Source organism: Serratia sp. CY43202, assembly GCF_052168755.1.
GTDB classification, from domain to species: Bacteria; Pseudomonadota; Gammaproteobacteria; order Enterobacterales; family Enterobacteriaceae; genus Serratia; species Serratia bockelmannii.
In genome coordinates, this window is record NZ_JBJNMB010000001.1 from 112,572 (window position 1) to 136,828 (window position 24,257).

Annotated in this window: 23 protein-coding genes; 16 read left to right on the forward strand and 7 right to left on the reverse strand. The window is 61.4% G+C overall.

Annotated features, from left to right (window positions below; translation table 11 throughout):
- Positions 1-14: 14 nt before the first annotated feature.
- Positions 15-1,337, reverse strand: a complete 1,323-nt coding sequence (fadL, locus tag ACJ8J5_RS00605; protein ID WP_060419975.1) for a long-chain fatty acid transporter FadL — start codon at positions 1,335-1,337, stop codon at positions 15-17.
- A 404-nt stretch (positions 1,338-1,741) separates the two neighbouring features.
- On the opposite strand from fadL, the gene ACJ8J5_RS00610 reads away from it, so the two are divergent.
- The 4 genes from ACJ8J5_RS00610 (at position 1,742) to sixA (ending at position 6,580) form a co-directional block, all read left to right on the forward strand.
- Entirely contained in the window at positions 1,742-2,038 is a 297-nt protein-coding gene (locus ACJ8J5_RS00610; protein ID WP_072145088.1) for a YfcZ/YiiS family protein, read from the forward strand.
- A gap of 195 nt (positions 2,039-2,233) precedes the next feature.
- Entirely contained in the window at positions 2,234-3,544 is a 1,311-nt protein-coding gene (gene fadI, locus ACJ8J5_RS00615) for an acetyl-CoA C-acyltransferase FadI (RefSeq protein WP_025303722.1), read from the forward strand.
- On the forward strand, positions 3,544-5,709 hold the full coding sequence (gene fadJ, locus ACJ8J5_RS00620; RefSeq protein ID WP_025303721.1) for a fatty acid oxidation complex subunit alpha FadJ: 2,166 nt from the start codon (positions 3,544-3,546) through the stop codon (positions 5,707-5,709). Before fadI ends, fadJ begins: the two co-directional genes overlap by 1 nt.
- Positions 5,710-6,097: 388 nt before the next feature.
- Positions 6,098-6,580 carry a phosphohistidine phosphatase SixA gene (sixA, locus tag ACJ8J5_RS00625; protein ID WP_004936230.1) on the forward strand — a complete coding sequence of 161 codons (483 nt, stop codon included), beginning with the start codon at positions 6,098-6,100 and terminating at the stop codon, positions 6,578-6,580.
- 70 nt (positions 6,581-6,650) lie between these two features.
- On the opposite strand, the gene smrB is transcribed toward sixA, so the two are convergent.
- A complete protein-coding gene (gene smrB / locus ACJ8J5_RS00630) occupies positions 6,651-7,181 on the reverse strand; it encodes an endonuclease SmrB (protein WP_025303720.1) in 531 nt (176 codons plus the stop codon).
- A gap of 170 nt (positions 7,182-7,351) precedes the next feature.
- Between smrB and prmB the strand changes: the two genes are divergently transcribed.
- From prmB to ACJ8J5_RS00660, 6 genes are all read left to right on the forward strand, one after another.
- Positions 7,352-8,284, forward strand: coding sequence for a 50S ribosomal protein L3 N(5)-glutamine methyltransferase (gene prmB, locus ACJ8J5_RS00635; protein WP_025160157.1), 933 nt, complete (start codon positions 7,352-7,354; stop codon positions 8,282-8,284).
- A 65-nt stretch (positions 8,285-8,349) separates the two neighbouring features.
- Positions 8,350-9,435 (forward strand): chorismate synthase, encoded by a 1,086-nt coding sequence (aroC, locus tag ACJ8J5_RS00640; RefSeq protein ID WP_004936219.1) that lies wholly within the window; start codon positions 8,350-8,352, stop codon positions 9,433-9,435.
- 5 nt (positions 9,436-9,440) lie between these two features.
- Complete coding sequence (gene mepA / locus ACJ8J5_RS00645; RefSeq protein WP_043140182.1) at positions 9,441-10,268, forward strand: penicillin-insensitive murein endopeptidase; 828 nt, start codon at positions 9,441-9,443, stop codon at positions 10,266-10,268.
- Positions 10,269-10,271: 3 nt separating this feature from the next.
- Positions 10,272-11,078 carry a sulfite exporter TauE/SafE family protein gene (locus ACJ8J5_RS00650; RefSeq protein ID WP_025303718.1) on the forward strand — a complete coding sequence of 269 codons (807 nt, stop codon included), beginning with the start codon at positions 10,272-10,274 and terminating at the stop codon, positions 11,076-11,078.
- Between the two features lie 80 nt (positions 11,079-11,158).
- Positions 11,159-11,716: an elongation factor P hydroxylase gene (locus tag ACJ8J5_RS00655; protein ID WP_043140178.1), complete on the forward strand. Its 558-nt coding sequence runs from the start codon at positions 11,159-11,161 to the stop codon at positions 11,714-11,716.
- A 32-nt stretch (positions 11,717-11,748) separates the two neighbouring features.
- Entirely contained in the window at positions 11,749-12,030 is a 282-nt protein-coding gene (locus ACJ8J5_RS00660; protein ID WP_016926855.1) for a YfcL family protein, read from the forward strand.
- Between the two features lie 41 nt (positions 12,031-12,071).
- On the opposite strand, the gene mnmC is transcribed toward ACJ8J5_RS00660, so the two are convergent.
- Positions 12,072-14,093 (reverse strand): bifunctional tRNA (5-methylaminomethyl-2-thiouridine)(34)-methyltransferase MnmD/FAD-dependent 5-carboxymethylaminomethyl-2-thiouridine(34) oxidoreductase MnmC, encoded by a 2,022-nt coding sequence (gene mnmC / locus ACJ8J5_RS00665; protein WP_060433918.1) that lies wholly within the window; start codon positions 14,091-14,093, stop codon positions 12,072-12,074.
- 170 nt (positions 14,094-14,263) lie between these two features.
- Here mnmC and fabB point away from each other — a divergent pair, with 170 nt between their 5' ends.
- Both fabB and ACJ8J5_RS00675 read left to right on the forward strand, forming a co-directional pair.
- On the forward strand, positions 14,264-15,484 hold the full coding sequence (gene fabB / locus ACJ8J5_RS00670; RefSeq protein ID WP_016926857.1) for a beta-ketoacyl-ACP synthase I: 1,221 nt from the start codon (positions 14,264-14,266) through the stop codon (positions 15,482-15,484).
- A gap of 212 nt (positions 15,485-15,696) precedes the next feature.
- On the forward strand, positions 15,697-15,918 hold the full coding sequence (locus ACJ8J5_RS00675; RefSeq protein ID WP_004936201.1) for a hypothetical protein: 222 nt from the start codon (positions 15,697-15,699) through the stop codon (positions 15,916-15,918).
- A 51-nt stretch (positions 15,919-15,969) separates the two neighbouring features.
- On the opposite strand, the gene apbE is transcribed toward ACJ8J5_RS00675, so the two are convergent.
- Positions 15,970-17,001: an FAD:protein FMN transferase ApbE gene (gene apbE / locus ACJ8J5_RS00680; RefSeq protein ID WP_414105048.1), complete on the reverse strand. Its 1,032-nt coding sequence runs from the start codon at positions 16,999-17,001 to the stop codon at positions 15,970-15,972.
- Positions 17,002-17,155: 154 nt separating this feature from the next.
- Between apbE and ACJ8J5_RS00685 the strand changes: the two genes are divergently transcribed.
- A complete protein-coding gene (locus ACJ8J5_RS00685) occupies positions 17,156-18,268 on the forward strand; it encodes an SLC13 family permease (RefSeq protein WP_414105049.1) in 1,113 nt (370 codons plus the stop codon).
- Here the strand turns inward: ACJ8J5_RS00685 and pepT are convergent.
- Positions 18,265-19,512, reverse strand: coding sequence for a peptidase T (pepT, locus tag ACJ8J5_RS00690; protein WP_414105050.1), 1,248 nt, complete (start codon positions 19,510-19,512; stop codon positions 18,265-18,267). The two genes, ACJ8J5_RS00685 and pepT, sit on opposite strands and share 4 nt — an antisense overlap.
- 217 nt (positions 19,513-19,729) lie before the next feature.
- Between pepT and ACJ8J5_RS00695 the strand changes: the two genes are divergently transcribed.
- Positions 19,730-20,626, forward strand: a complete 897-nt coding sequence (locus tag ACJ8J5_RS00695; RefSeq protein WP_060433746.1) for an endonuclease/exonuclease/phosphatase family protein — start codon at positions 19,730-19,732, stop codon at positions 20,624-20,626.
- Positions 20,627-20,653: 27 nt separating this feature from the next.
- Here ACJ8J5_RS00695 and pdxR read toward each other — a convergent pair whose 3' ends face one another.
- A complete protein-coding gene (gene pdxR / locus ACJ8J5_RS00700; RefSeq protein WP_414105051.1) occupies positions 20,654-22,087 on the reverse strand; it encodes a MocR-like pyridoxine biosynthesis transcription factor PdxR in 1,434 nt (477 codons plus the stop codon).
- 93 nt (positions 22,088-22,180) lie between these two features.
- Between pdxR and ACJ8J5_RS00705 the strand changes: the two genes are divergently transcribed.
- Complete coding sequence (locus ACJ8J5_RS00705; RefSeq protein WP_147824069.1) at positions 22,181-22,636, forward strand: rhodanese-like domain-containing protein; 456 nt, start codon at positions 22,181-22,183, stop codon at positions 22,634-22,636.
- 4 nt (positions 22,637-22,640) lie between these two features.
- On the opposite strand, the gene flk is transcribed toward ACJ8J5_RS00705, so the two are convergent.
- Entirely contained in the window at positions 22,641-23,669 is a 1,029-nt protein-coding gene (gene flk / locus ACJ8J5_RS00710) for a flagella biosynthesis regulator Flk (protein WP_414105053.1), read from the reverse strand.
- Positions 23,670-23,873: 204 nt separating this feature from the next.
- On the opposite strand from flk, the gene ACJ8J5_RS00715 reads away from it, so the two are divergent.
- Positions 23,874-24,236 (forward strand): hypothetical protein, encoded by a 363-nt coding sequence (locus ACJ8J5_RS00715; RefSeq protein ID WP_033639760.1) that lies wholly within the window; start codon positions 23,874-23,876, stop codon positions 24,234-24,236.
- The last annotated feature ends 21 nt before the right edge of the window (positions 24,237-24,257 follow it).

Here is a 24,257-nt window from a genome sequence, read left to right on the forward strand (position 1 = left end):
TTTCTCAAGCGAGATTAGAAGCGGTAGTTGAAGTTGGCGCCGTACAGCCAGGCCTTGCCTTCGGAAGTGAAGGTGTAAGGGCCTTCGTTGATGGTGACTTTTTGGCCGTGCATGTAGGACACGCCGACGTCGACCGACGCATCTTTGTTGAACGCATAGGTGGTACCGGCACTCAGCCAGAAACGGTCCTGATCCGGAATGGAGATCGAACGGTTTTGGGCGGGCACCGGGCTGTCATCGAAAGCGATACCGGTACGGAAGGTCCAGTTGTCGTCGTAGAAGTAGGTGGTGCCCAGCGCGATGCGGTAAGCGTCTTTGAAGCCTTCATGCTTCTGGAACAGGGTCTGGCCGTTGTTGCCGGTGGCTTTCAGCTCCTGGAACTGGCTCCAGCTGGTGTAGGCCAGGCTATAGTGGATAGCCCACTGCGGCGCTACTTTGTTGTAACCGGACAGCTCCCACATTTCCGGCAGATGCAGGCTCAGAGAACCCGGAATGGTGGTGCCGTTGGTACCCCACGGAAGACCTTGAGAGGCCAGCAGCGGGTTGAAGGCTGAAGGCAGACTGCTTTTGTAATCGCCGTCGAAGTCGATTTTCACTTCTGAGCGATAGGTGAAGCCGTAACGGTTGTTTTCATCCACTTCGTACAGAATACCGGCGTTCCAGCCGAAGCCCCATTCGTCGCCTTTCAGGTGAGAAATTTGAGTATCTGCCGGGATCTGCGAAACCGGGCCGGCCAACTGTGGCGGCAATTTGCCTGAACCGGCGATCAATTTTGGCAGGTCGCCGGCATAACGTTCGAGTTTAGCCTTGGCGTAGACGGCGTCAAAACCCAGACCGAAGCTGAAGTTTTTGTTCAGGCGATAAGCGCCGCTCAGATTCAGGTTCAGGGTTTCCAGATCGGTTTTGCCGCCCATGGAACCCGCCGCATAACCGTTGTTGTATTCGGTCGCCAAACCAAAGTTGCTGGTGACCGAGCCGCCTACGGCGAATTGATCGTTAATCGGGTGAACATAATGCAGGTTCGGCACCCAGGCGGTCGGCGCGATGTTTTTCGCATCCAGGCTGGCGCCGGAAGGGGATTGGCCACTGATATCGACGTCCGGATCGATGAAGACTGCGCCGAAAGAGAGTTCCGGACGGGTATACATCATCAGCAACGCCGGGTTGCGGCTCGCGGAGGCCGCCGTATCCGCCATGGCGCCTTCGCCAGAATACGAACGTCCTAAACCAGCTGATGAGAACTCATTCAGCTGGAATCCTGCGGCAGACACGTTTGAAGAAATAATTGCCACTGCAGCTGCGAGAGCTGATTTAGTCAATAGGTTTTTCTGGCTCATGACCAAAACCTCATTATGTGTTTATTATTTAAACTATGTTACGCAAGGTAACAAGGAGCGCGGGATTGTAGGGTCCGTTATCATTCAGACAAATCAGACCAGTGGCTGAAGTATAGGTCTGACCTGTGAAAATGTTGCAAGTTTGTTTTTGAAATATTTCCAACCTGATATCAAAAAAGAGATCTGCTTAACAAAAAGCCAGCGGTAAATAACAAAATTCTTACCATTCCTTAGCAGGCGCTCATTTTTATTTGTGATTTCCATCACTTAAAACACCCAGTAAAAGTAAGTGCTAGTGATTGCCGGCGCGGAAGCGTAAAATACCTGCAGAATTTTGTGGCTTTGTGCCGGTGAGTAAAACGGCAATTTGGGCTGATAACCGAGGCCCTTGAGGAGAACCAATCATGTCAGATGCAATTAATAAATGCAGCGCCCAGGAAACCGCCGCGTGTTGCTGCGTGGATGTCGGCACCGTGATGGATAACACCGATTGCACCGCGTCCTACAGCCAGGTGTTCAGTAATCAACAAGATGCGGAAGCGATGCTGGCCGCCCTGAGCGAAAAGGCGCGCGCGGTCGAATCCGATCCTTGTGACATCAGCAGTAGCATTAAACCGGTTGACGGTGGCGTGCAGTTGGAGGCCGATTTCACCTTCGCCTGCCAGGCGGAAACCCTGATCTTCCAGCTCGGCCTGCGTTAATCCCCGCTTTACCCCCGGCGCCGCCTGCTGCGCGCCGGGGATTTCCTTCCCCGTGCCGCCCCGATAGAAAGTGCGCCTGCTCGCAGTTTTGATCTCTGCCGGTTTGCCAAATGTAACCGTTTGGTTAACAATGACCTCATCAGGTCAGACCTCTTTCTGCCCATTGCGCTGACGTTATTTTCTTCAGGAGCATTTATGAGTAAGGCACTGCCGTTGGTGACCCGTCATGGTGACCGCATTGCGATTGTGAATGGACTGCGTACCCCCTTTGCCAAACAGGCAACTGCCTATCACGGCATTCCGGCGGTGGATTTAGGGAAAACGGCGGTGAGCGAGCTGTTGGCGCGTAGCGGCATCGATCCGCAGCTGATCGAACAGCTGGTGTTCGGCCAGGTGGTGCAAATGCCCGAGGCGCCGAACATCGCGCGTGAAATCGTGCTCGGTACCGGTATGAGCGTTCATACCGACGCTTACAGCGTGTCGCGTGCCTGCGCCACCAGCTTCCAGGCGATCGCCAACGTGGCGGAGAGCATCATGGCCGGCAGCATCAGCGTCGGTATCGCCGGCGGGGCGGACTCTTCTTCCGTCTTGCCGATCGGCGTCAGCAAGGCGTTGGCGCGCACGCTGGTGGACGTCAACAAGGCGCGCACGCTGTCGCAGCGTCTCAAACTGTTCAGCCGGCTGAAATTCCGCGATCTGATGCCGGTGCCGCCGGCGGTGGCGGAGTATTCCACCGGTCTGCGCATGGGCGATACCGCTGAGCAAATGGCGAAAAGCCACGGCATCACCCGCGAAGCGCAGGATGCGCTGGCGCACCGTTCCCATGAACTGGCGGCCAGGGCCTGGCGTGAGGGGTGGCTGCGCGATGAGGTGATGACGGCCTACGTGCCGCCTTACCGCGCGCAGCTTTCTGAAGACAACAATATCCGCAAAGACTCCAGCCTGGCTTCCTACGCCAAGCTGAAACCGGCGTTCGATCGCAAACACGGCAGCGTCACTGCGGCCAACAGCACGCCGTTGACCGACGGCGCGGCGGCGGTACTGATGATGAGCGAATCGCGCGCCAAAGAGCTGGGGCTGCAGCCGCTCGGCTATCTACGCAGTTTCGCCTTCGCCGCCATCGACGTGTGGGAAGACATGCTGCTGGGGCCTTCCTACGCTACGCCGCTGGCGCTGGATCGCGCCGGCATCGGTCTGGCCGATCTGACGCTCATCGACATGCATGAAGCCTTCGCTGCGCAAACGCTGGCCAACCTGAAGATGTTTGCCAGCGAAGCGTTCGCCCGCGAGAAGCTTGGCCGCAGCCAGGCGATCGGTGAGGTGGACATGGACAAATTCAACGTTTTGGGCGGTTCCATCGCCTATGGCCACCCATTCGCCGCCACCGGCGCGCGCATGATCACCCAGACGTTGCGCGAGTTGAAACGCCGCGGCGGCGGGCTGGGCCTGACCACCGCCTGCGCCGCCGGCGGGTTAGGGGCCGCGATGATCGTGGAGGTGGAATGATGAGTGCCGAAAACGCATTGCACGAACAGCGGGCCAAACCGTCGGCCTTTCAGCTGACGATTCGTCCCGACAACATCGGCGTGATCACCATCGACGTGCCGGGCGATAAGGTCAATACGCTCAAGGCCGAGTTCGTCGAACAGGTGAACGACGTGCTGATCCGGGCGCAGCAGCATACCGCGCTGGAAGGATTGGTGATCGTTTCCGGCAAGCCGGACTCGTTTATCGCCGGCGCCGACATCACCATGATTGCCGCCTGCACCAGCGCCAAAGAGGCGGAAACGCTGGCCAAGAAAGGGCAGAGCACGCTAGCGCAGATCGCCGCCTTCCCGGTGCCGGTGGTGGCCGCCATTCATGGCGCCTGCCTGGGCGGCGGCCTGGAATTGGCGCTGGCCTGCCACGGCCGCGTCTGTTCGTTGGATGACAAAACCGCGCTCGGTCTGCCGGAAGTGCAGCTGGGCCTGCTGCCGGGCTCCGGCGGCACTCAGCGCCTGCCGCGCTTGGTTGGCGCCGCCAAGGCGCTGGACATGATCCTGACCGGCAAGCACATTCGCGCCCGCCAGGCGCTGCGCATGGGGCTGGTGGACGACGCCGTGCCGCAGTCGATCCTGTTGCAGACCGCCATCGAGCGGGTGAAACAGGGCTGGAAGCATCAGCGCGAGCTGCCGTGGCAGGATCGCCTGCTCAATGGCCCGCTGGGCAGAAATCTGCTGTTCAGCATTGTGCGCAAAAAAACGTTGGCGAAAACCCACGGCAACTACCCGGCGGCGGAACGCATCATTCAGGTAGTGCGCACCGGGCTGGATCACGGCAGCGCCAGCGGCTATGAAGCCGAAGCGCGCGCCTTTGGCGAACTGGCGATGACGCCGCAGTCGGCGGCGCTGCGCAGCCTGTTCTTCGCCTCCACTGCGCTGAAAAAAGAGCGGGGCGGCAATGCCAAGCCGCATGCCCTGCATCGCGTCGGCATTCTCGGCGGCGGCCTGATGGGCGGCGGCATCGCCTGCGTCACCGCCACGCGCGGCGGTTTGCCGGTTCGTATCAAAGACATTAATGAAACCGGCATCAATCACGCGCTGAAATACAGCTGGGACGTGCTTGGCAAACGGGTACGCAGCAAGCGCATGCGCCCGGCGGAACGGCAAAAACAGATGATGCTGATCTCCGGCTCTACCGATTACACCGGCTTTGAGCAGGTGGATATCGTGGTCGAGGCGGTGTTTGAGGATCTGGCGCTGAAGCAGAAGATGGTGGCCGAGGTCGAAGCGAACTGTGCGCCGCATACCGTGTTTGCCTCCAATACTTCCTCGTTGCCTATCGGCCACATCGCCGAAAAAGCCCAGCGGCCGCAGCAGGTGATCGGTCTGCACTACTTTAGCCCGGTGGACAAAATGCCGCTGGTGGAAGTGATCCCGCACGCCGGCACCAGCGAAGAGACTATCGCGACCACCGTGGCGCTGGCGCACAAGCAGGGCAAGACCGCTATCGTGGTGGGCGACAGCGCGGGTTTTTATGTCAACCGCATCCTGGCGCCGTACATCAACGAAGCGGCCCGTTGCCTGCTGGAAGGCGAGCCGATGGAGTCGCTGGACAAGGCGCTGGTGGACTTCGGTTTCCCGGTCGGCCCGATCACCCTGTTGGACGAAGTGGGCATCGACGTCGGCACCAAGATCATTCCGGTGCTGGTCGAGGCGCTGGGGCCGCGCTTCGCCGCGCCGGCTGCGTTCGATGCGGTGCTGAAGGACGGGCGTAAAGGGCGCAAGAACGGCCGCGGCTTCTATCTTTACCCGAGCGAAGGGCAGCAGCGGCAGCGGCGTAAACGTGCGGATACCTCATTGTATACGTTGCTCGGCGTCACGCCGAAGGCGCACATGCTGCCGGCGACCGTCGCCCAGCGCTGCGTGATGATGATGCTGAACGAAGCGGCGCGCTGCCTGGATGAAGGCGTGATCCGCAGCGCGCGCGACGGCGACATCGGCGCGGTGTTCGGCATCGGCTTCCCGCCGTTCCTCGGCGGCCCGTTCCGCTATATGGACGAGCTCGGCGCCGAAAAAGTGGTGAAAACGTTGGAATACCTGCGCCAGCAGCACGGCGAGCACTTCGCGCCGTGCGAACGCTTGCAGCGCATGGCGCAGCAGGGCGAGCGTTTTTACCCGCTGGGGAGCTGAACGCAGGGCGGCCCGATTTGCACTATAGTTGCAACAGGGCCGCGTTGTGATCGCCATCACTCCTTGTAACAGCGTCAGCCGGTGAGGCTGTACAGCAAGGCGTAGGCAGCGGTAAGTTAGCTTGACCGTCATCAATAAATTTCATGGCGGTAAGGTTAAAATTTAACCCGTTGAATTGATTGTTCTGTGAGCAATCGAGGTTTGCCAGGGGAGGGTTGCTGTAAAAAACAGCATTTTCTTTAGGCAAACTTTCAGGCAAAATGCCCGGCCGCCATAAAGAGACGGCGCGTTATCGTTTTAAAGCTTTGGCTTTGGGTTGTAAAACTCGGCGGTACAGCACGCACGGCGTTTCTGTATAGCGTTACTTTGTCAACAACAGCGGTGCAATATGCAAGTTTTGATTATGCGTCACGGAGAGGCGGCGCTCGAGGCAGCCAGCGATGCGGTAAGGCCCCTTACCCTGTGCGGCCGCGACGAGTCCCGTCAGATGGCGGCCTGGTTGAACACCAAGTCTGTGGATATTGAACGCGTGCTGGTCAGCCCCTATCTGCGGGCCGAACAGACGCTGGCGACGGTGCGTGAAGCCTTGACGCTGCCGGAGGGCGAAGAAGTGCTGCCCGAGCTGACGCCGGGCGGCAACGCCGAACAGGTCGGCAGCTATCTGCAGGCGCTGGCGATGCAAGGGGTGAGCTCGGTGCTGATCGTGTCGCACCTGCCGCTGGTGGGCTACCTGGTGGCTGAACTGTGCCCGGGCGAGTGCCCGCCGATGTTCGCGACCTCGGCGATCGCTAACGTCGATCTGCCGGCGGACGGCAGCTACGGCAAATTTGAATGGCAGGTCAGCCCGTCGCAGGTGATGGCCAAAGTGTGAGCCGCGGATGCGGTGCGGAATAAACTCAGGGCGATGTCTGACATCGCCCTGAGTCGTTTCTGCGGGGGGGCTATTCTGCCAGCTCCACCAACAGCAGGACGGCGGCGTTGCCGCCCCATTCCTTCGGCGCCTGATGGAACGCCAGCACGTCGGGATGCTGCGCCAGCCACAGCGGCGTTTGCTGTTTGAGAATGTGTTTGCCGTGCCCGTGCATCACGCAGGCGCAGTGCACGTGCTCGCGTTTGCAGGCGGCGATCAACGCCCCCAGCTCCTGCTTGGCCTGCAGCTGGGTCAGGCCGTGCAAATCGAGAAACAGCTCCGGCGAATAATCGCCGCGTCGCAGCTTCTTCAGCTCATACGGGCTGCTGCCGGGGCGCACGTAGCGCGTCGGGCCTTCCTCTTCCAACTGAGGCTGATATTCATCTGAAAAATAATAGCTGGCATCGACCTGCTCCTGCAGCAGCCGCTGCGGCGCAACCTGTTTGACCTTGAGCTTCGGCGGGCGGTGGACGATAGTGTCCTGGCGCAGCTTTTTTGCGCCCGCCACCGACTCTCTGAAGAGCTGTTGTTCGTCTTTGCTCAGAGGGGGCTTGTTCTTCATGCTTCATTCACCGGAAATCGTTTATTTCGCTAGTTTACCTTGTGAATGAGCGCTGTCGACGCAAAACTCGGGCCAGAGTGAAAAGCGCGAGGGGCGCGCGTGATTTGTCGCGGGCTTCATGGCAAACTATGCGGCTAAATCATGAAACACAGCGCCTGCCGGAGGGCAAATTGGACAAAATTTTCGTCGACGAAGCAGTGAACGAACTGCACACCATTCAAGATATGCTGCGCTGGACGGTAAGCCGCTTCAACGCCGCCAATATCTATTATGGTCACGGAACCGACAATCCGTGGGACGAAGCGGTGCAATTGGTGCTGCCAAGCCTGTTCCTGCCGTTGGACATTCCGGAGGACATGCACACCGCCCGTCTGACCTCCAGCGAGCGCCATCGCATCGTTGAGCGCGTGATCCGCCGCGTCAACGAACGCATCCCGGTCGCTTACCTGACCAACAAGGCCTGGTTCTGCGGCATGGAATTCTACGTCGACGAACGCGTGTTGGTGCCGCGCTCGCCGATCGGTGAGCTGATCAACGATCGTTTCAGCGCGCTGATCCCGCACCCGCCACGCCATATTCTCGACATGTGCACCGGCAGCGGCTGCATCGCCATCGCCTGTGGCTACGCTTTCCCGGAAGCGGAAGTGGACGCGGTGGACATCTCCAGCGAAGTGCTGGCGGTGACCGAGCGCAATATTCAGGCGCACGGCGTCGAACATCAGGTGATCCCGATCCGTTCCGATCTGTTCCGCGACGTTCCCGCGATCCAGTACGATCTGATCGTCACCAACCCGCCGTACGTCGATGCGGAAGACATGTCCGATCTGCCGCAGGAGTTCCGCTTTGAGCCGGAACTGGGCCTGGCGGCGGGCAGCGACGGCCTGAAGCTGGTGCGCCGCATCCTGGCCTGCGCGCCGGACTACCTGACCGACGACGGCGTGCTGATTTGTGAAGTGGGCAACAGCATGGTACATCTGATGGAACAATATCCGGACATCCCGTTCACCTGGCTGGAATTCGAAAACGGCGGCGACGGCGTGTTCATGCTGACCAAACAGCAGCTGGTGGATTGCAAGGATCACTTCAGCCTCTATCGCAGCTAAACCGCATTTCCAGGGCCCGCATGGCGGGCCTCATAACGATAAAAGACTAACGGTAAGGAGCCGTGATGGCAGGAAACAGTATTGGGCAGATTTTCCGCGTCACCACCTTCGGTGAATCTCACGGGGTGGCGCTGGGTTGTATCGTCGATGGCGTACCGCCCGGCATTCCGCTCACCGAAGCCGATTTGCAACACGATCTGGATCGTCGTCGTCCGGGTACCTCGCGTTACACCACCCAGCGTCGCGAACCGGATCAGGTGCGCATTCTCTCCGGCGTATTCGAAGGCGTGACCACCGGTACCAGCATCGGTCTGATCATTGAAAACACCGATCAGCGCTCGCAAGACTACAGCGCCATCAAAGACGTGTTCCGTCCGGGGCATGCCGACTACACCTACGAACAGAAATACGGTCTGCGCGACTATCGCGGCGGTGGCCGCTCTTCGGCGCGCGAAACCGCCATGCGCGTTGCGGCGGGCGCCATCGCCAAGAAATACCTGCAGCAGAAGTTCGGTGTGCAGGTGCGCGGCTATCTGGCGCAGATCGGCGACGTGACCTGCGAGCTGAAAGACTGGGATCAGGTCGAACAGAACCCGTTCTTCTGCCCGGATCCGGACAAGCTGGAAGCGCTGGACGAACTGATGCGCGCGCTGAAAAAAGAGGGCGACTCCATTGGCGCCAAGGTCAGCGTGATTGCGGAGAACGTGCCGGTTGGCCTGGGCGAGCCGGTGTTTGATCGCCTCGACGCCGATCTGGCGCACGCGCTGATGAGCATCAACGCGGTGAAAGGCGTGGAGATCGGTGACGGATTTGCTGTCGTGACCAAACGCGGCAGCGAAAACCGCGATGAAATCACCCCGGAAGGCTTCCAGAGCAACCATGCCGGCGGCATTCTCGGCGGCATCAGCAGCGGCCAACCGGTGATCGCGCATCTGGCGCTGAAGCCGACCTCCAGCATCATGGTACCGGGCCGCACCATCAATCGCCAGGGCGAAGCGGTGGAAATGGTGACCCGCGGTCGCCACGATCCGTGCGTGGGCATCCGCGCCGTGCCGATCGCCGAAGCGATGATGGCAATCGTGTTGATGGATCACCTGCTGCGCCAGCGTGCGCAAAACGGTGATGTGGTTTCCGACGTACCTCGCTGGTAATCGCCATGAAAAACTGGATGTTGGGCCTGGTGGCCTTGACGGCCTCCGCTTCCGCCATGGCGCTGACGCCGTGGCAGAAAATCGACCATCCGGTGGCCGGCGCGCCGCAGGCGGTGGGCGGTTTCGCCAACGGCTGCGTCATCGGCGCGCAGCCGTTGCCGCTGAATTCACCGGACTACCAGGTGATGCGTACCGACCAGCGCCGCTATTTCGGCCATCCGGATCTGCTGGCGTTCATACAGCGCCTCAGCAGCCAAGCGAACCAGAAAGCGCTGGGCACGGTGCTGATCGGCGACATGGCGATGCCGGCCGGTGGGCGCTTCAGCAGCGGCCACGCCAGCCACCAGTCGGGGCTCGACGTTGACATCTGGCTGCAGTTGCCGCGCCAACGCTGGAGCGCGCAGCAATTGCTCAAACCGCAGCCGATCGACCTGGTGTCAGGGGATGGCAAGCAGGTGGTGGCGAGCCAATGGCAGCCGCAAATTGAGTCGCTGATCAAACTGGCGGCGCAGGACGCGGACGTGACGCGCATCTTCGTCAACCCGGCGATCAAGCAGCGTCTGTGCCTGGACGCCGGCGCCGATCGCGCCTGGCTGCACAAGGTGCGGCCGTGGTTCGGCCACCGTGCGCACATGCACGTGCGTCTGCGTTGTCCGGCCGGCAGCCTGGAGTGCCAGGAGCAGGATACGCCGCCGCCGGGCGACGGCTGCGGCGCCGAACTGGCGAGCTGGTTCGTGCCGCATCAGCCGAACGCGAAGCCGGGCAAACCCGTGCCGCCGCCGTTACCGCCGACCTGTCAGGCATTGCTGGATCACCATTTCTCAGCGGAATAACACATGGACTGGTTCGTCATTGGCCCCGAGATGCTCGGGGTGTTGTTTGCGGTAGCGCTGCTGGCGGGGTTTATCGACTCCATCGCCGGCGGCGGCGGGTTGCTGACGGTGCCGGCCCTGCTGGCGGTGGGGGTTCCTCCGGCGCAGGCGCTGGCGACCAATAAGTTGCAGTCGGTCGGCGGCTCCTTCTCCGCCAGTCTGTACTTCATTCGTCGGCGAGCGGTGAATCTCAACGACCAGAAGCTGACGATTTTTCTGACGCTGATCGGCTCGATCGCCGGCGCCATTTTGGTGCAGCATATGCGCGCCGATTTGCTGCGGCAGATGTTGCCGCTGCTGGTGATCGGCATCGGTCTCTATTTCTTGTTGATGCCGCGACTGGGTGAGGAAGATCGTCAACGCCGTCTCGGGGCCTTGCCGTTCGGGCTGGTGGCCGGCGGTTGCGTCGGGTTTTACGACGGTTTCTTCGGCCCCGGCGCCGGGTCATTCTACGCGCTGGCCTACGTGACGCTGTGCGGTTTCAACCTCGCCAAGTCCACGGCGCACGCCAAGGTGCTGAACTTTACCTCCAACGTCGGCGGGCTGGCGCTGTTCATCATCGGCGGCAAGGTGGTGTGGAGCATTGGTCTGGTGATGTTGGTGGGGCAGGTGTTGGGGGCGCGTTTGGGCGCGCACATGGTGCTGACCCGCGGCCAGAAATTGATTCGGCCGATGATCGTGATCGTCTCGCTGGTGATGAGCCTCAAGCTGCTGTACGACAATCACGGCGCGGAAATTCAGCAGTGGTTGACCGCCTTGGTGCACGGTTAAAGATGAAGAGGGGGCGTTGCTTACGCGCCCTGTCTTATCGGGTATAATGGCCTCTTTATTTTTGTGGTTATAGAGTTTTTATGTCAGACATGCAGACCCGCCATCACTATGAGCAGTTGATCGAGATCTTCAATCGGTGCTTCAGCGATGACTACAACACCCGCCTGGTGAAGGGCGACGACGAACCTATCTACCTGCCGGCCGACGACGAATTGCCGTATCACCGCATCGTGTTCGCCCACGGCTTCTACGCCAGCGGCCTGCATGAAATCTCGCACTGGTGCATCGCCGGTGAAGCGCGCCGCCAACTGGTGGACTTCGGTTACTGGTATTGCCCGGACGGGCGCGACGCGCAAACCCAGAGTGAATTCGAAGCGGTGGAGATCAAACCGCAGGCGCTGGAATGGATGTTCTGCGTGGCGGCCGGTTTCCCGTTCAACGTCAGCTGCGACAACCTGAACGGCGACTGCGAGCCGGATCGCATCGCGTTCCAGCGCAAGGTGCGCGCCCGGGTATTGATGCTACTGGAACAGGGAATACCCACACGGCCTGCGCGCTTTATTCAGGCGTTGCAATCGTTCTACAATACGCCACCGCTGGCGGCCGAGCATTTTCCGTATCCGGAAGATCTCAACTGACGCCACAGCCCGTTATTTAATGAGGAAATTTGATGATCGCAGAATTTGAAGCGCGCATTTTGGCGCTGATTGATGACATGGTAGAGCACGCCAGCGATGATGAACTGTTTGCCGGTGGCTACCTGCGCGGTCATCTGACGCTGGCGGTGGCCGAAGCGGAAGAACAGGGTGAGCATACTGCCGAAGCGCTGAAAGCGCGGGTGGAAGAGAGCCTGCACAAGGCGATCGCCGCTGGGGAACTCTCGCCGCCGGATCAGATTTTGGTGCGCGGCATGTGGGAAAACCTCTATCAGGCTGCCACCCCTGCCGCCTGACCGCCATGCCGGGGCGCGTCGCCGCGCCCCTCATCCATGAATTAAACCGCACGTCCTTTCAGTAACTTTCGCACCCACATTCGATTCGGATTCAACGCCGCCAGCAGGCGCGCGTCGCCCGGTAACGGTTCGCCGAACAGCTGCGCCGCCAGAATTTCCGCCGCCAGCGGCGCCGAACACAGCCCGCGCGATCCCAACCCACCGATAGCGAACAGGCCGGGATAGACCGGCGCATCGGCGACGGTTTCGCCGCGCTGGTTCTGCCGCTGCAAATCCTGATACTGCGTCAACGTGGCCTGATAGTCCGGCAGCGCGCCGACCATCGGTAAATGATCGCGGGTGGCGCTGCGCACGCCGCAGCGCGCCTGATGAGCGCTGACGTCCACCTGCTGCGGCCAGGCCTGCTCCGGCAGGCAGCGCAGCAGGCGTTCACGGTTTTCCTGTTGCTCCTGCTCGCGGTAGTCGGTGGTGATGTCGCCGCGCTGGTAGCTGGCGCCAATGCAGTGGTGGCCGTTGTTGGCATTAACCGGCGTCAGGTAGCCGTCGTAACACAAGACCTGTTTCAATTGACCGAGGGCCGGCGAGCTTGGGATATGCGACACCTGTCCGCGTACCGAATACAGCGGCAGGGCTTCCGTCGGCGCCAGTTCGGCCAGCCGATGGCCATTGGCCAGGATCACCGTCGCATGGCTGCGGCTTTCGCCGTGGGCGAAGTCGATACGCCAGCCGTTTTCTTCCTGCGTCAGCCTCTGTGCATCGTGCCGGTAGTGGCAGACCAAGCCCTGGCGCTGCGCCAGCGCGAGAGCGCCGCGCGTCAGCTCGGCCGGACAGAGCCAACCGCCTTGGGGGTAGGTGATGCCGCCGAAGCCGGTATCGACGCCGCACAGTCCGCTGAGCGTCTCGCGGTCGGCCGCCATCGCCAAGGCCTGCGGCCAGTCGGTTTTCAGCATATTGGCGATCTTAGCGCCGCTCTTGTCGTCATAGGCCAACTGGCTGACGCCGCACCACTGATGATCAAAGGCGACGCCTTGTTGCAACAGCGCGTCGTACTGGCGGCGGGCGAAGGGAAACGCGGCGCTGAAGAAGCTCTCCAGCGCGTCGCCGCTGCCGTTCAGCAACGGATAAATCGCCCCCTGGCGATTGCCGGATGCCCCCTCCGCCGCCTGCTCATCGGCGCAGTACAGCGTGACGGTGGCACCGCGCCGCAGCAAGGCCAGCGCGGTGAGCGCGCTGGCGACGCCGCCGCCGATCAGGGCGATGTCGGCGGTGTTGTCCGCCGCCGGGCGCCGATACCAGGGCGCCGGATGTGCGGCGGGCTGCGCATCGGCCGGGAGCTCGCCGGCGAGCATCTCACGCTTTTGGCCGAAGCCTTTGCAGCGGTTGACCTGAAAACCGGCCTGTTGCAAGCCGCGGCGCACAAAACCGGCGGCGGTAAAGGTGGCGAAGCTGCCTCCCGGCCGGGCGAAACGCGCCATGGCGGCGAACAGTTGATCGGTCCACATGTCGGGATTTTTTGCCGGCGCGAAACCGTCGAGGAACCAGGCATCCACCTGGTTATTCATGCTGGCGTCAAACTGCGGCAGCAGGTCGTTGACGTCGCCGAACCACAGATCGAGCGTAATGCGGCCTTCGGCCAGCAGCAGACGATGGCAGCCCGGTAGCGGCAGCGGCCATTGGGCGCGCAGCTCGTCGGCATAAGGCGCCAGCTCCGGCCAGCGCGCATGCGCCGCCGCCAGGTCAGCCTGCTGCAGGGGGAATTTTTCGAAGCTGATAAAGTGCAGGCGTTGCAGCGCGGCGTCCGGCTCGGCCTGGCGGAAGCCGGCGAAGGCCTGCCACAGCGTGAGGAAATTGAGCCCGGTGCCGAACCCGGTTTCCGCCACCACCAACAACGGACGCGGGTGGGTGGCGAAACGTTGCGGCAGCCGATTGCCGTGCAGGAAGACGTAGCGGGTTTCTTCCAGCCCATCCTGATTGGAAAAATAGACGTCATCAAACTGTTTCGAAACAGGTGTACCCTGTTCGTTCCAGGTTAGCGTTGCGGTTTGGATGGGGGCGTGATTCACGGTCAATGGCTCGAAATTCAAGGGATGCCGCGAATTCTAACGGCGCTGGCGCCCCGGCGCAAACTGGACAACAATAAAGCTGAAAAACGCTGATCGGACTTGTTCGGCTTACATCTGTACGCTAAAGTGCGATGCAAAATCCCGTAGGTAAATAGTGGAAGAGGTATTGAATGAAACGTGCAGTGATTACTGGCCTGGGAGTTGTCTCCAGCATTGGTAATAACCAGCAGGAGGTCCTGGCAAGCCTGCAGGAAGGACGTTCTGGGATCACTTTCTCCCAGGAGCTGAAAGATTCCGGCATGCGTAGTCACGTATGGGGGCAAGTTAAGCTCGACACGACCGGCCTGATCGACCGCAAGGCAGTGCGTTTCATGAGCGATGCTTCCATTTATGCCTTCCTGGCGATGCAAGAAGCGATCGCGTCTTCCGGCCTGAAGGAAGAAGAGTATCAAAACAACCCGCGTGTAGGCCTGATTGCCGGTTCCGGCGGCGGTTCTCCGCGCTTCCAGGTGTTCGGCGCCGATGCGATGCGCAGCCCGCGCGGCCTGAAAGCGGTTGGCCCGTACGTGGTGACCAAAGCCATGGCTTCCGGCGTTTCCGCCTGCCTGGCAACGCCGTTCAAAATCCATGGCGTAAACTATTCCATCAGCTCCGCTTGCGCGACCTCCGCGCACTGCATCGGCAACGCGGTTGAGCAAATTCAGTTGGGCAAACAGGACATCGTGTTCGCCGGCGGCGGTGAAGAGCTGTGCTGGGAAATGGCCTGCGAGTTCGACGCGATGGGCGCGCTGTCCACCAAGTACAACGACACGCCGGAAAAAGCCTCCCGCACCTACGACGCCGATCGTGACGGTTTCGTCATCGCCGGCGGCGGCGGCATGGTGGTGGTTGAAGAACTGGAGCACGCGCTGGCGCGCGGTGCGCACATCTATGCAGAAATCGTTGGCTACGGCGCGACTTCCGACGGTGCCGACATGGTTGCCCCTTCGGGCGAAGGCGCAGTGCGCTGCATGAAGATGGCGATGCAGGATCTGGATGCGCCGATCGACTACATCAACGTGCACGGCACCTCTACGCCGGTAGGCGACGTGAAAGAGCTGGGCGCTATTCGTGAAGTGTTCGGTGACAATACCCCGGCCATCTCCTCCACCAAGGCGATGACCGGTCACTCGCTGGGCGCCGCGGGCGTGCAGGAAGCGATTTACAGCCTGCTGATGCTGGAGCACGGCTTTATCGCGCCGAGCATTAACATCGAAACGCTGGATGAGCAGGCGGCCGGCATGAACATCGTGACCCAGCCGACTCAGCGCGAGCTGACCACCGTGATGTCCAACAGCTTCGGTTTCGGCGGCACCAACGCCACCCTGGTGATGCGCAAACTGGCGAAATAATTCCGCCGGCGCGTCACTTCGCTATCAAGCCCGCGTTTTCGCGGGCTTTTTACTGCCCAAAGCCCGCCGGGCGAGCGCTCGGAGTTTTCCCAAATCACATCCCCTGACACATCATTACCTCGCCATTACACGCGTTGGGCATACAATAGCCAGGTAGCGTGATTATCGCTCGGCGTAGCTTTCTAAAGTGATCGAACATTGAGGCAAGAAGTATGAAAAAGTTAATTGCGGTTGGGTTACTGTCGGCCGTGTTGGCCGGATGCGCCACCGATTCTCCCTGCGTGCCGGTCTACGATGACCAGGGGCGTCTGGTGCACACCAACACCTGTATGAAGGGCACCACTCAGGATAACTGGGAAACCGCAGGCGCGATCGCCGGCGGCGCGGCAGCGGTTGCCGGTCTGACCCTCGGTATCATCGCGCTGACCAAGTGATCGGCGCGGAACAGGAATAAGCCCGGCCATTGCGCGCCGGGCTTTTTTATCTCACTGCACCAAAAACGCTTTGAATTGCGGCGTCATCACGGCGCTGAAACCGTCGTCGGTTTTGCTGATCAGGTAGACCGCCAGCCCTTTCTCTTCTGCGAGCTGCAACGCTTTCTCCGGGCCCAGCACCATCAAGCCGGTATCCCAGCCGTCGGCCTCGAGCGCAGTGGGGGCGATCACCGTGGCGGAAACCAGCCGGTGGTTGATCGGCCTGCCGGTGGTCGGATCGATGACATGGGAGTAGCGCTGGCCGTTTTGTTCAAAGTAGTTGCGGTAGCTGCCGGCGGTGCTGATGCCGTAACCGTGCAGATCCACCAGCGCCTGCACCGCATTTTCACGATCGGTCGGCTTTTGGATCGCTACCCGCCAGGGTTTGCCCTGGCCGTTGACGCCGCGTGAAGAGACCGCGCCACCGACCGATACCAGGTAGTTGGTAATGCCGTGACGGTTCATCAGGCGCACCAACTCATCCGCGCCATAGCCTTCGCCCAGCGTCGAGAGATCGACATACATGCCCGGCAGATCTTTTTGCAGCCACTCCCCGCGACTGTCGCTGATCAGCTTCAGGTGCTGCAGGCCGGTGCGCTGCTTCTCCGCGTCGATCTGCGCCTGTTCCGGCACCTTGACCGGATGCTTGTCTGGGCCGAATCCCCACAGGTTCACCAGCGGGCCGACGGTGATGTCCATGGCGCCGCCGGTATCACGGCCGATGCGCTGGGCCATCAACACGATGTCCGCCATGCCGCGCGGGATAGGCTGCGGTTCGAGGCTGGCGCTGTGGTTAAACCGCGACAGTACCGAATCGGCGCGGTAGGTGGAGATATCGTCGTTGGCCCGTTCGAGCACCGCGTCGATCTGCCGCTGCAGTTCTTGCTTGCCGATCGCGACGTTACCGCTGACTTTAACGCTGTAGAAGGTGCCCATGGTCTTGCCGTCGATATCGATTTGCGGGCGGGAGGACGCATCGTCGCAGGCGGCGAGCAGGGCGCATAAGGCGCTGAGCAACGCCCCTTTGGCGAACAGGGAAGCCATAACATGTCCTTTGAAAACGAGAAAGCCGCTACAAATAAAGTAAAGCGCGGCAAATGGAAAGCGGATAAAGGTAAAATAGCATTTTGCTGGCGTTGCGGCTGTGCCTGAGCTAACGTCTCGCTCATGCTTTTCGCTGAGGTTTCAAGCTGCCACCATGAGTGCAACCGCCATTTCCCGGCTTATCCATCCCTTTGTCAAAGACCGTTTCCTGCATGTATTGCTGCTGGCCGGCGTGGCGATGTTCGTCTTTCATCCGCAGCCATTGGCGATGTTGGGCGGCTTTATCGACGGCCGCACTCTCATTACCTTGCTGGGGCTGATGCTGCTGACCAAAGGCGTTGAGGTCAGCGGCTACTTCGACTTCGTTGGCCGCAAGATTATCAACCGGTTGCACAGCGAACGACGGCTGGCGCTGTTTCTGGTGTTTTCCGCCGCGCTGCTGTCGTCGTTTCTGACCAACGACGTGGCGCTGTTTATCGTCATTCCGCTCACCATCACGCTGAAAAAGCTGTCGGCGCTGCCGGTTGGCCGCTTGATCATCTTCCAGGCGCTGGCGGTGAACGCCGGTTCGTTGCTGACGCCGATCGGCAACCCGCAAAATATCCTGCTGTGGAGCCGCTCCGGCCTCTCTTTCCTCGGTTTCATCGGCCAGATGGCGCCGTTTGGCGCCGCAATGATGTTGAGCCTGCTGGCGCTGACCTGGTTCAGCTTCCCGGCGCGCGACATCGTGAAAACGCCGAATACCGAGGGGTATCCGTACCAGCGGCCGCTGTTGCTGAGCTGCGTAGGGCTGTATGCAGTTTTCCTGCTGTGTCTTGATTTCGATCTGCCGTTGTACGGGCTGCTGGCGGTGTTCGCCGGTTTCTTGCTGCTGGCGCGCCGGGTACTGTTGCAGATCGACTGGAGTCTGATTTTCGTGTTCGCCGCCATGTTCATCGATGTCGGCCTGTTTACCCGCTTGCCGCCGCTTCAGCCGGCATTTGCCGCCATCGCCGGGCTGAGCGAGGGGAGCGTGTATGCGTTGGGGGTTGGGCTGTCGCAGATCGTCAGCAACGTGCCGGCCACCATTTTGTTGCTCAACTATGTGCCTTCCAGCCCGCAGCTGGCCTATGCGGTCAACGCCGGGGGCTTCGGGTTGGCGGTCGGGTCGCTCGCCAACCTGATTGCGCTGCGTATGGCAGGGGAGCGCAAGATCTGGTTGCGCTTCCACTATTACTCGCTGCCGCTGTTGGTGTGGGCCGCGCTGCTCGGTTGGGTGATGAGCTAGCCCGGATTGCCACTCTGCCGCGCGGCCAGCAGGCAAATGCTGCGGGTCACCTGATAAGATTTCACGAAGGCGTTGACGGGCAAAAACTCGAAGCGCGAGTGGAAGTTATGCGCGCCGGTGAAGTAATTGGGCGTCAGGATACCGCGGCTGGAGAGCGCTGCGCCGTCGGTGCCGCCGCGCATCGGGATCACCTTCGGCGGGATGCCGTGGGCGGCAAGGGCGCCGAAGATCAGATCGATAGCGCGCCGATCTTCGCCGATGGCATTGCTGATGTTGCTGTAGATGTCGCTGACGTTGCAGCTGACGTTGGCGCGCGGATAGTTGGCCGCCACCTGGCGCACCGTCTCCTCAAGGCGGGCTTTGCGCGCCTCGAAGGTTGCGCGATCGAAGTCGCGAATCGAGACCTTCAGCGTCGCCTGATTGGCGTTGGCGGCCAGATCGGTGAACCAGAAATACCCCTCGCGCCCTTCGGTGTGTTCCGGGGTATCCTGCACGTCGAATCGGTTAATGATGTCGTTGGCGATGCGTATCGGGTTGATTAACACGTTTTTCGCCGACATCGGGTGGGCGGTCACCCCCTCGATGCGGATCTCCGCCGCTGCCGCGTTGAAATTCTCGTACACCACTTCACCCAGTTCGCAGCAGTCGATGGTGTAGGCGAAATCGACGGGGAAACGCTGCAGATCCAGCGCCTTGGCGCCGCGCAGGCCGATTTCTTCGTCCGGTACGAACGCCACCACGATATCGCCGTGGCGATCGGCCGCGGTCAGGTTGGCCAGCAGCGTCATCACCACGGTGACCGCCGCCTTATTGTCGGCGCCCAGCACGCTGGTGCCGTCGCTGAACAGGATCTCTTCGTTGCGGTAGGGCAGGATCTCCGGATGCTCGGCGGTACGCAGCCAGATGTCCTGCTCGGCGTTCAGGCATAAATCCTCGCCGGTGAAGCGCAGGCGCTGCGGATGAATCTCGGGCGACAGGCCGACGTCCACGGTGTCGATATGCGTGATGAAGCCGATGCGCGGCGCGCCGGGTTGGGTGCCGGGCTTGCGGGCGGTCACGGTGGCGTGCTCGTCGATTTGCACGTCGGCCAGGCCGAGCCGGCGCAGCTCGTCCGCCAACAGTTGCGCCATCTCATGCTGCCCCGGCGTGCTGGGCAGGGCGGTTGCGGCGGCGTCGCTCTGGCTGGTCACCGCCAGATAGCGGAAGAAACGTTCGGTAAGCTGTTCGGCAATCGGGCTGGTCATCGGAACTCCTCGCGGTTGGCAATCTACCGGTTTTAAAACGAAATCAGTCGATTGTCCAACGGCGCAATGCGTAAACCGCCAGAATGCGAAGCATCGCGCAGAAACGAAAAATAGCGGTGCAACTAGGAAATAGTCGCAGGTTTCTGCGGCAAAATCGGTGTTAGCTGTGGGCCGGGAAGCGCCTACATAACACTTATCTGTCCCTCAAGGAGAATTCATGCACACCGGTCACGCTCTGCTTATCACTTTACTGTCCCTGGGCATCTCTCACAGCGCCTGGGCGTCTGCCGATACCGGGCATGCCAACAGCAACGCCAACAGCCGCGAAGTGGCCAGCGCGTTGGGCGGCCTGAAGAACAAAACCTACGAGCTGGAGCAGGCGCCGAAGATCCGCGTCGCCAGCTTCAATATCGCCGCCGGCAAGGTCAGCGACATGACCGCCATCGCCAAGGCGATTCGCGCGATGAACGTCGACGTGGTGGCGCTGCAGGAGGTGGATAAACTCACCGCCCGCAGCGGGCGCGTCGATCAGGCGGCGGAACTGGCGAAGCTGACCGGCATGCAGGCGGTGTTTGGCCGGGCGATCGATTTCGACGGCGGTGAATATGGCCTGGCGTTTCTCTCGAAGTATCCGCTGCACGACGCCGTGATCTATCCGTTGCCGTCCGGCCAGCGCGAACAGCGCATCGCCTTCAGTGCCAAAGTTGACGTGCCGGAGTTCCCGGCGCCGATCACCCTGTTCAACGCACATCTCGATACCAAGGAAGATCCGACGATGCGTCTGGATCAGGTGCGGGAGCTGAACGATCGCGCCATCGAAGTGCGCGGCATCAAGCTGCTGTTCGGCGACATGAACGATGTGCCGGGCAGCGTCACCTGGCTGGAGCTGAGCCGCTATTGGAACGACATCATGCCTAACGGGCAGGACGGCCGCAGCTGGCCGGCGGAAAACGCCGAGATCAAGGTGGATTACATCTTTAGCGGCAATGCGCAGCGTTGGCATCTGGACAGCCTGACGGTGCCGAACGCCAGCGGTGATTGGAACGGCGTGCACTGGCCGGCGGTGAGCGACCACCTGCCGCTGGTGGTGGAGATGCGCCTGACCGAGCAATAAGCCGGCCGGCGTCTCTCCGGGGCAGGGCTAAGCCGCGGCGATCCGCGCCAGCCGCTCGACGGCGCTGCGGATCTCGCCCGGCGTCAGAGCCGAAAAACCCAGCAGCCAGCCATCGCGCTGGGCCTGAACCGTTTGGTATTGCGCCGTTAACCCGGGCGTAAGGACGCCGAGCCGCCACGCCTGCCGGCTGAGCGCCGCCTCCCGGCCGGGCGGCAGCCAAACGCTGAGCTGCAGGCCGCCGGCGGCGGGAGCGGCCGTGGCGAAGTGGCTCAGCTTTTCGCGCACTTCCGTCAGCAGCACATCGCGCCGGCTGTGGTAGAGCTGGCGCATGTAGCGAATATGCGCGGCGAAGTGCCCCTGGCGGATGAACTCGGCGGTTACCGCCTGCATCAATTGCGCGCTGTGGCCGTCATAGACCGTGCGCGCGGTGACGAAGGGAGCGACCAGCGCGGGTGGCACGATCAGGTACGCCAGCCGCAGCGAAGGGAACAACGATTTGGAGAAGGTGCCGAGATAGAGCACCCGGCCATGGCGATCCAAGCCTTGCATCGCCGGAATCGGCAGCCCGTCGTAGTGAAATTCGCTGTCGTAATCGTCCTCAATGATCCAGGCCTGTTGCCGCTCCGCCTGCGCCAGCAACGCTAAGCGGCGTGCCAGGCTGAGCGCCGCGCCGGTCGGGTATTGGTGCGAGGGCGTCAGATAAATCAAACGTGGATCGGGCAAGGAAGGTTCTGCTTGCAGGCCGTCGCCGTCTACGGCCACCGGCGTCAGCGCGGCGCCGGCGCTGATAAAGGCGTTTCTCGCCCCGGCGTAACCCGGCTCTTCCATCCAGACGCTGTCGCCGCTGTCCAACAGTAAGGTGGCGATCATTTGCAGCGCCTGCTGCGAACTGGTCAGCACGATAACCTGGCTCGCATCGCAGACTACGCCGCGCGTTTGGTTGACGTGGGCGGCAATGGCTTCGCGCAGCGGCAGATAGCCTTGCGGATCGCCGTAGCGCAGCAGGCTTTCCCCCTGCAGGCGCAGGCGTTGAGCGGTCAACTGCTTCCACAGGGCCAGCGGAAACGCGCGCAGGTCCGGCGAGCCGGCTGCGAAGGCCTGAGGATGCTGCGGATCGCGGCAGCCGCCGGTTTGCACGATCTGTTGGCCGCGCAGCGAAAGGCGCGGCATGGCGGTGCGGGTCGCCGGCGGCGGCGATTTGGCGATGCGGATAGCCACAAATGTGCCCTGGCCGACGCGGCGCTGCAAATACCCCTCCGCCTCCAACTGGCCGTAGGCTGCTTCGACGGTCACCCTTGAGAGGTTCAGATCCCCAGCCAGCACTCGGCTGGAGGGCAGCCGTTGCCCAACGCTCAATGCGCCGTGGTGGATGGCCTGCCGCAATGCCGCACACAGACGTTCGCGCAGCGTGCCGATGGCCTGGGGCGATTGCTGAAACAGCGTGATCAGCGTGTGCCGCATAATGGGTCTTATCATGAGTAAAAAATGGGTATCAATCATAAGACCAAAATCGGGCACTATTGTCATCTGTCTTGATCAACGGGAGTGAGTGATATGTCGAAAGAATCCTTGGTGCTGGCCTTTCCGCCGGCAGCGCCGGAAGAGAGCCTGGCCTATCTGGCGGCTAAACTGAGCCGCTATGCGGATGCCTGGGACGTGGCGGAAGATTTGCGCAATGGCGTGGACGGGATGGTGGTGATCGACACCCGTGCGGAGGCGCTGTACGCCGCCGGGCATATCCCCGGCGCATTCAGCTTGCCGCATCGCCTGATGGATGAAGCCGGCACGGCGCACCTGGATCGCCAAAAGGTGTATGTGACCTACTGCGACGGCATCGGCTGCAACGGTTCCACCAAAGGCGCCTACAAGCTGGCGAAGTTGGGATTTAGGGTGAAGGAGTTGATTGGCGGGCTGGATTTCTGGCTGCGCGACGGCCATCCGTTGGCCATCGGCGAACTGCCGGGGTCACTGCGCGATCGGGCGGCCGCAGCGGACTGCGGCTGCGCCTAAGGCGTTAAAACACCAGCGCCAGCACCACGGCCAGCACCAACAGCAGCAGGATCAGCGCCACGGCGGGCTTACTCAGCGCTTTTTGCAGCGGCAGAGGCAGGGCGGCGATCAGCGGGTTGAGCAGCGGCTGCGGTTCGATAGGGGGGCTGGCGATCGGCTGTGCCTGGCCGGCTTTCTCCAGACGGCGGGCAAACAGCTGATGAATGGCGTCGCTCATTTGCGGATGCGTCAGTGGCGCGTTGGCGCCGCAGTTGAAGCGCGTCTGGCAATAGTCGTTCATCTGCTGCAGTTCTTGCTCATCCGCCGGCTGTTTGAGCGCCGCCAGCAGGTTGTTCAGCGTTGGCGCGTTCTGCGGGCTGAGCGCCACCTTCACCTGTAAAAACTGGTTCAGCAGCTGGAAGTGGCGCGCCGGCAGCGGATCGTTGGTTTTCACGCCCGCCAGATCGAACAGCGTTTGCCAAATTTTAGCCGGCGCTTCACCGGTCGCGGCGCTGAGTTTGGTGACCTGCTGCTGCAGGCTTTGATGCTCTGCGGGCAGCAGCGGGCGATCGCTGGTGGCGGTTTGCTGCGGTTGGGGAATGGTCAGGCCGCCGGTCTGCAACAGATTCAGCACCTGCTGCAGCTGTGGTGGGCTTAACTGGCTCAACACCGTATGGCCGAACCGTTGACGAATAAAGTCACTGACCGCCTGGCGGTTGTTGCCCAGGGGCAGTAATTCGGCCAGCTGTTGCAGCAGTTGGCGCCCGGCATGGTTTTGCTGCGCCTGCGTCAGGCGCGTTTGCAGCAGCTGTTCCGCCGGTTGAAAATGGCGCGCCAGCAGTTCGCCGCCGTTGTCGGCGCCAAGATCGTGACGCAGAGAGGCCCAGATTTCCGCCGACTTTGCCGGGCTGAGCGTCATGATTTTCACGATCAGTTTTTCCAGCGTCGTGCGCTGCGCCGGAGAGAGGGGTTGATCGTCAGTGGCCGCCGTTTTGCCCGGGGAGGGAGGGCGTTCGCCGGCGATTGGGGCGCCCGGCCCACTCAAAGGTTGCATATCACCAGTCCTTCGCTGTGTATCCCCGCAGTGTGCCTGGAGGAGAGAATCGTCATCGTACCCGGCGAAAAGCGCAGGCTTACCCTCTATGATACCTGTAATTCGCCGCCATCAATACGTCGCTCAGACATTTCTTTACCGACAAAACGTTGCTAATCGCGGCCGCGCCGCTAAGATAACCCCAGATCTAAACATGAGGATGGCATGGTTAAACGGCAGCGGATTGCAAAATGGTTTTTATGCCTGGCTTGCCTGGTGGTGCTGACGTGCATGACCCAGCGTATGGCGGGCCTGCATGCGCTGCAGCAAACGCTGGGGATCCCGGCGGCCACTGCCGTTCAGTCCAGCGATGCCGCCGCCGAAGCGCAGCCGACGCCCTGTGAACTGAGCGCCAAATCATTGCTGGCCGCGCCGCCGGTAATGTTCGAAACCGTGCTGTTCGGGCTGGGTCTGCTGCTGGCTCTGTTGGCGCCGACCATTGCCGCGCGTCTGCGCATTCCTCCTCCTCGCGCCATTTCTCCGCCCACCCTCAGGGTGCACCTTCGATTATGCGTCTTCCGTGAATGAGTTAATCGCCCGTTTTTCGCG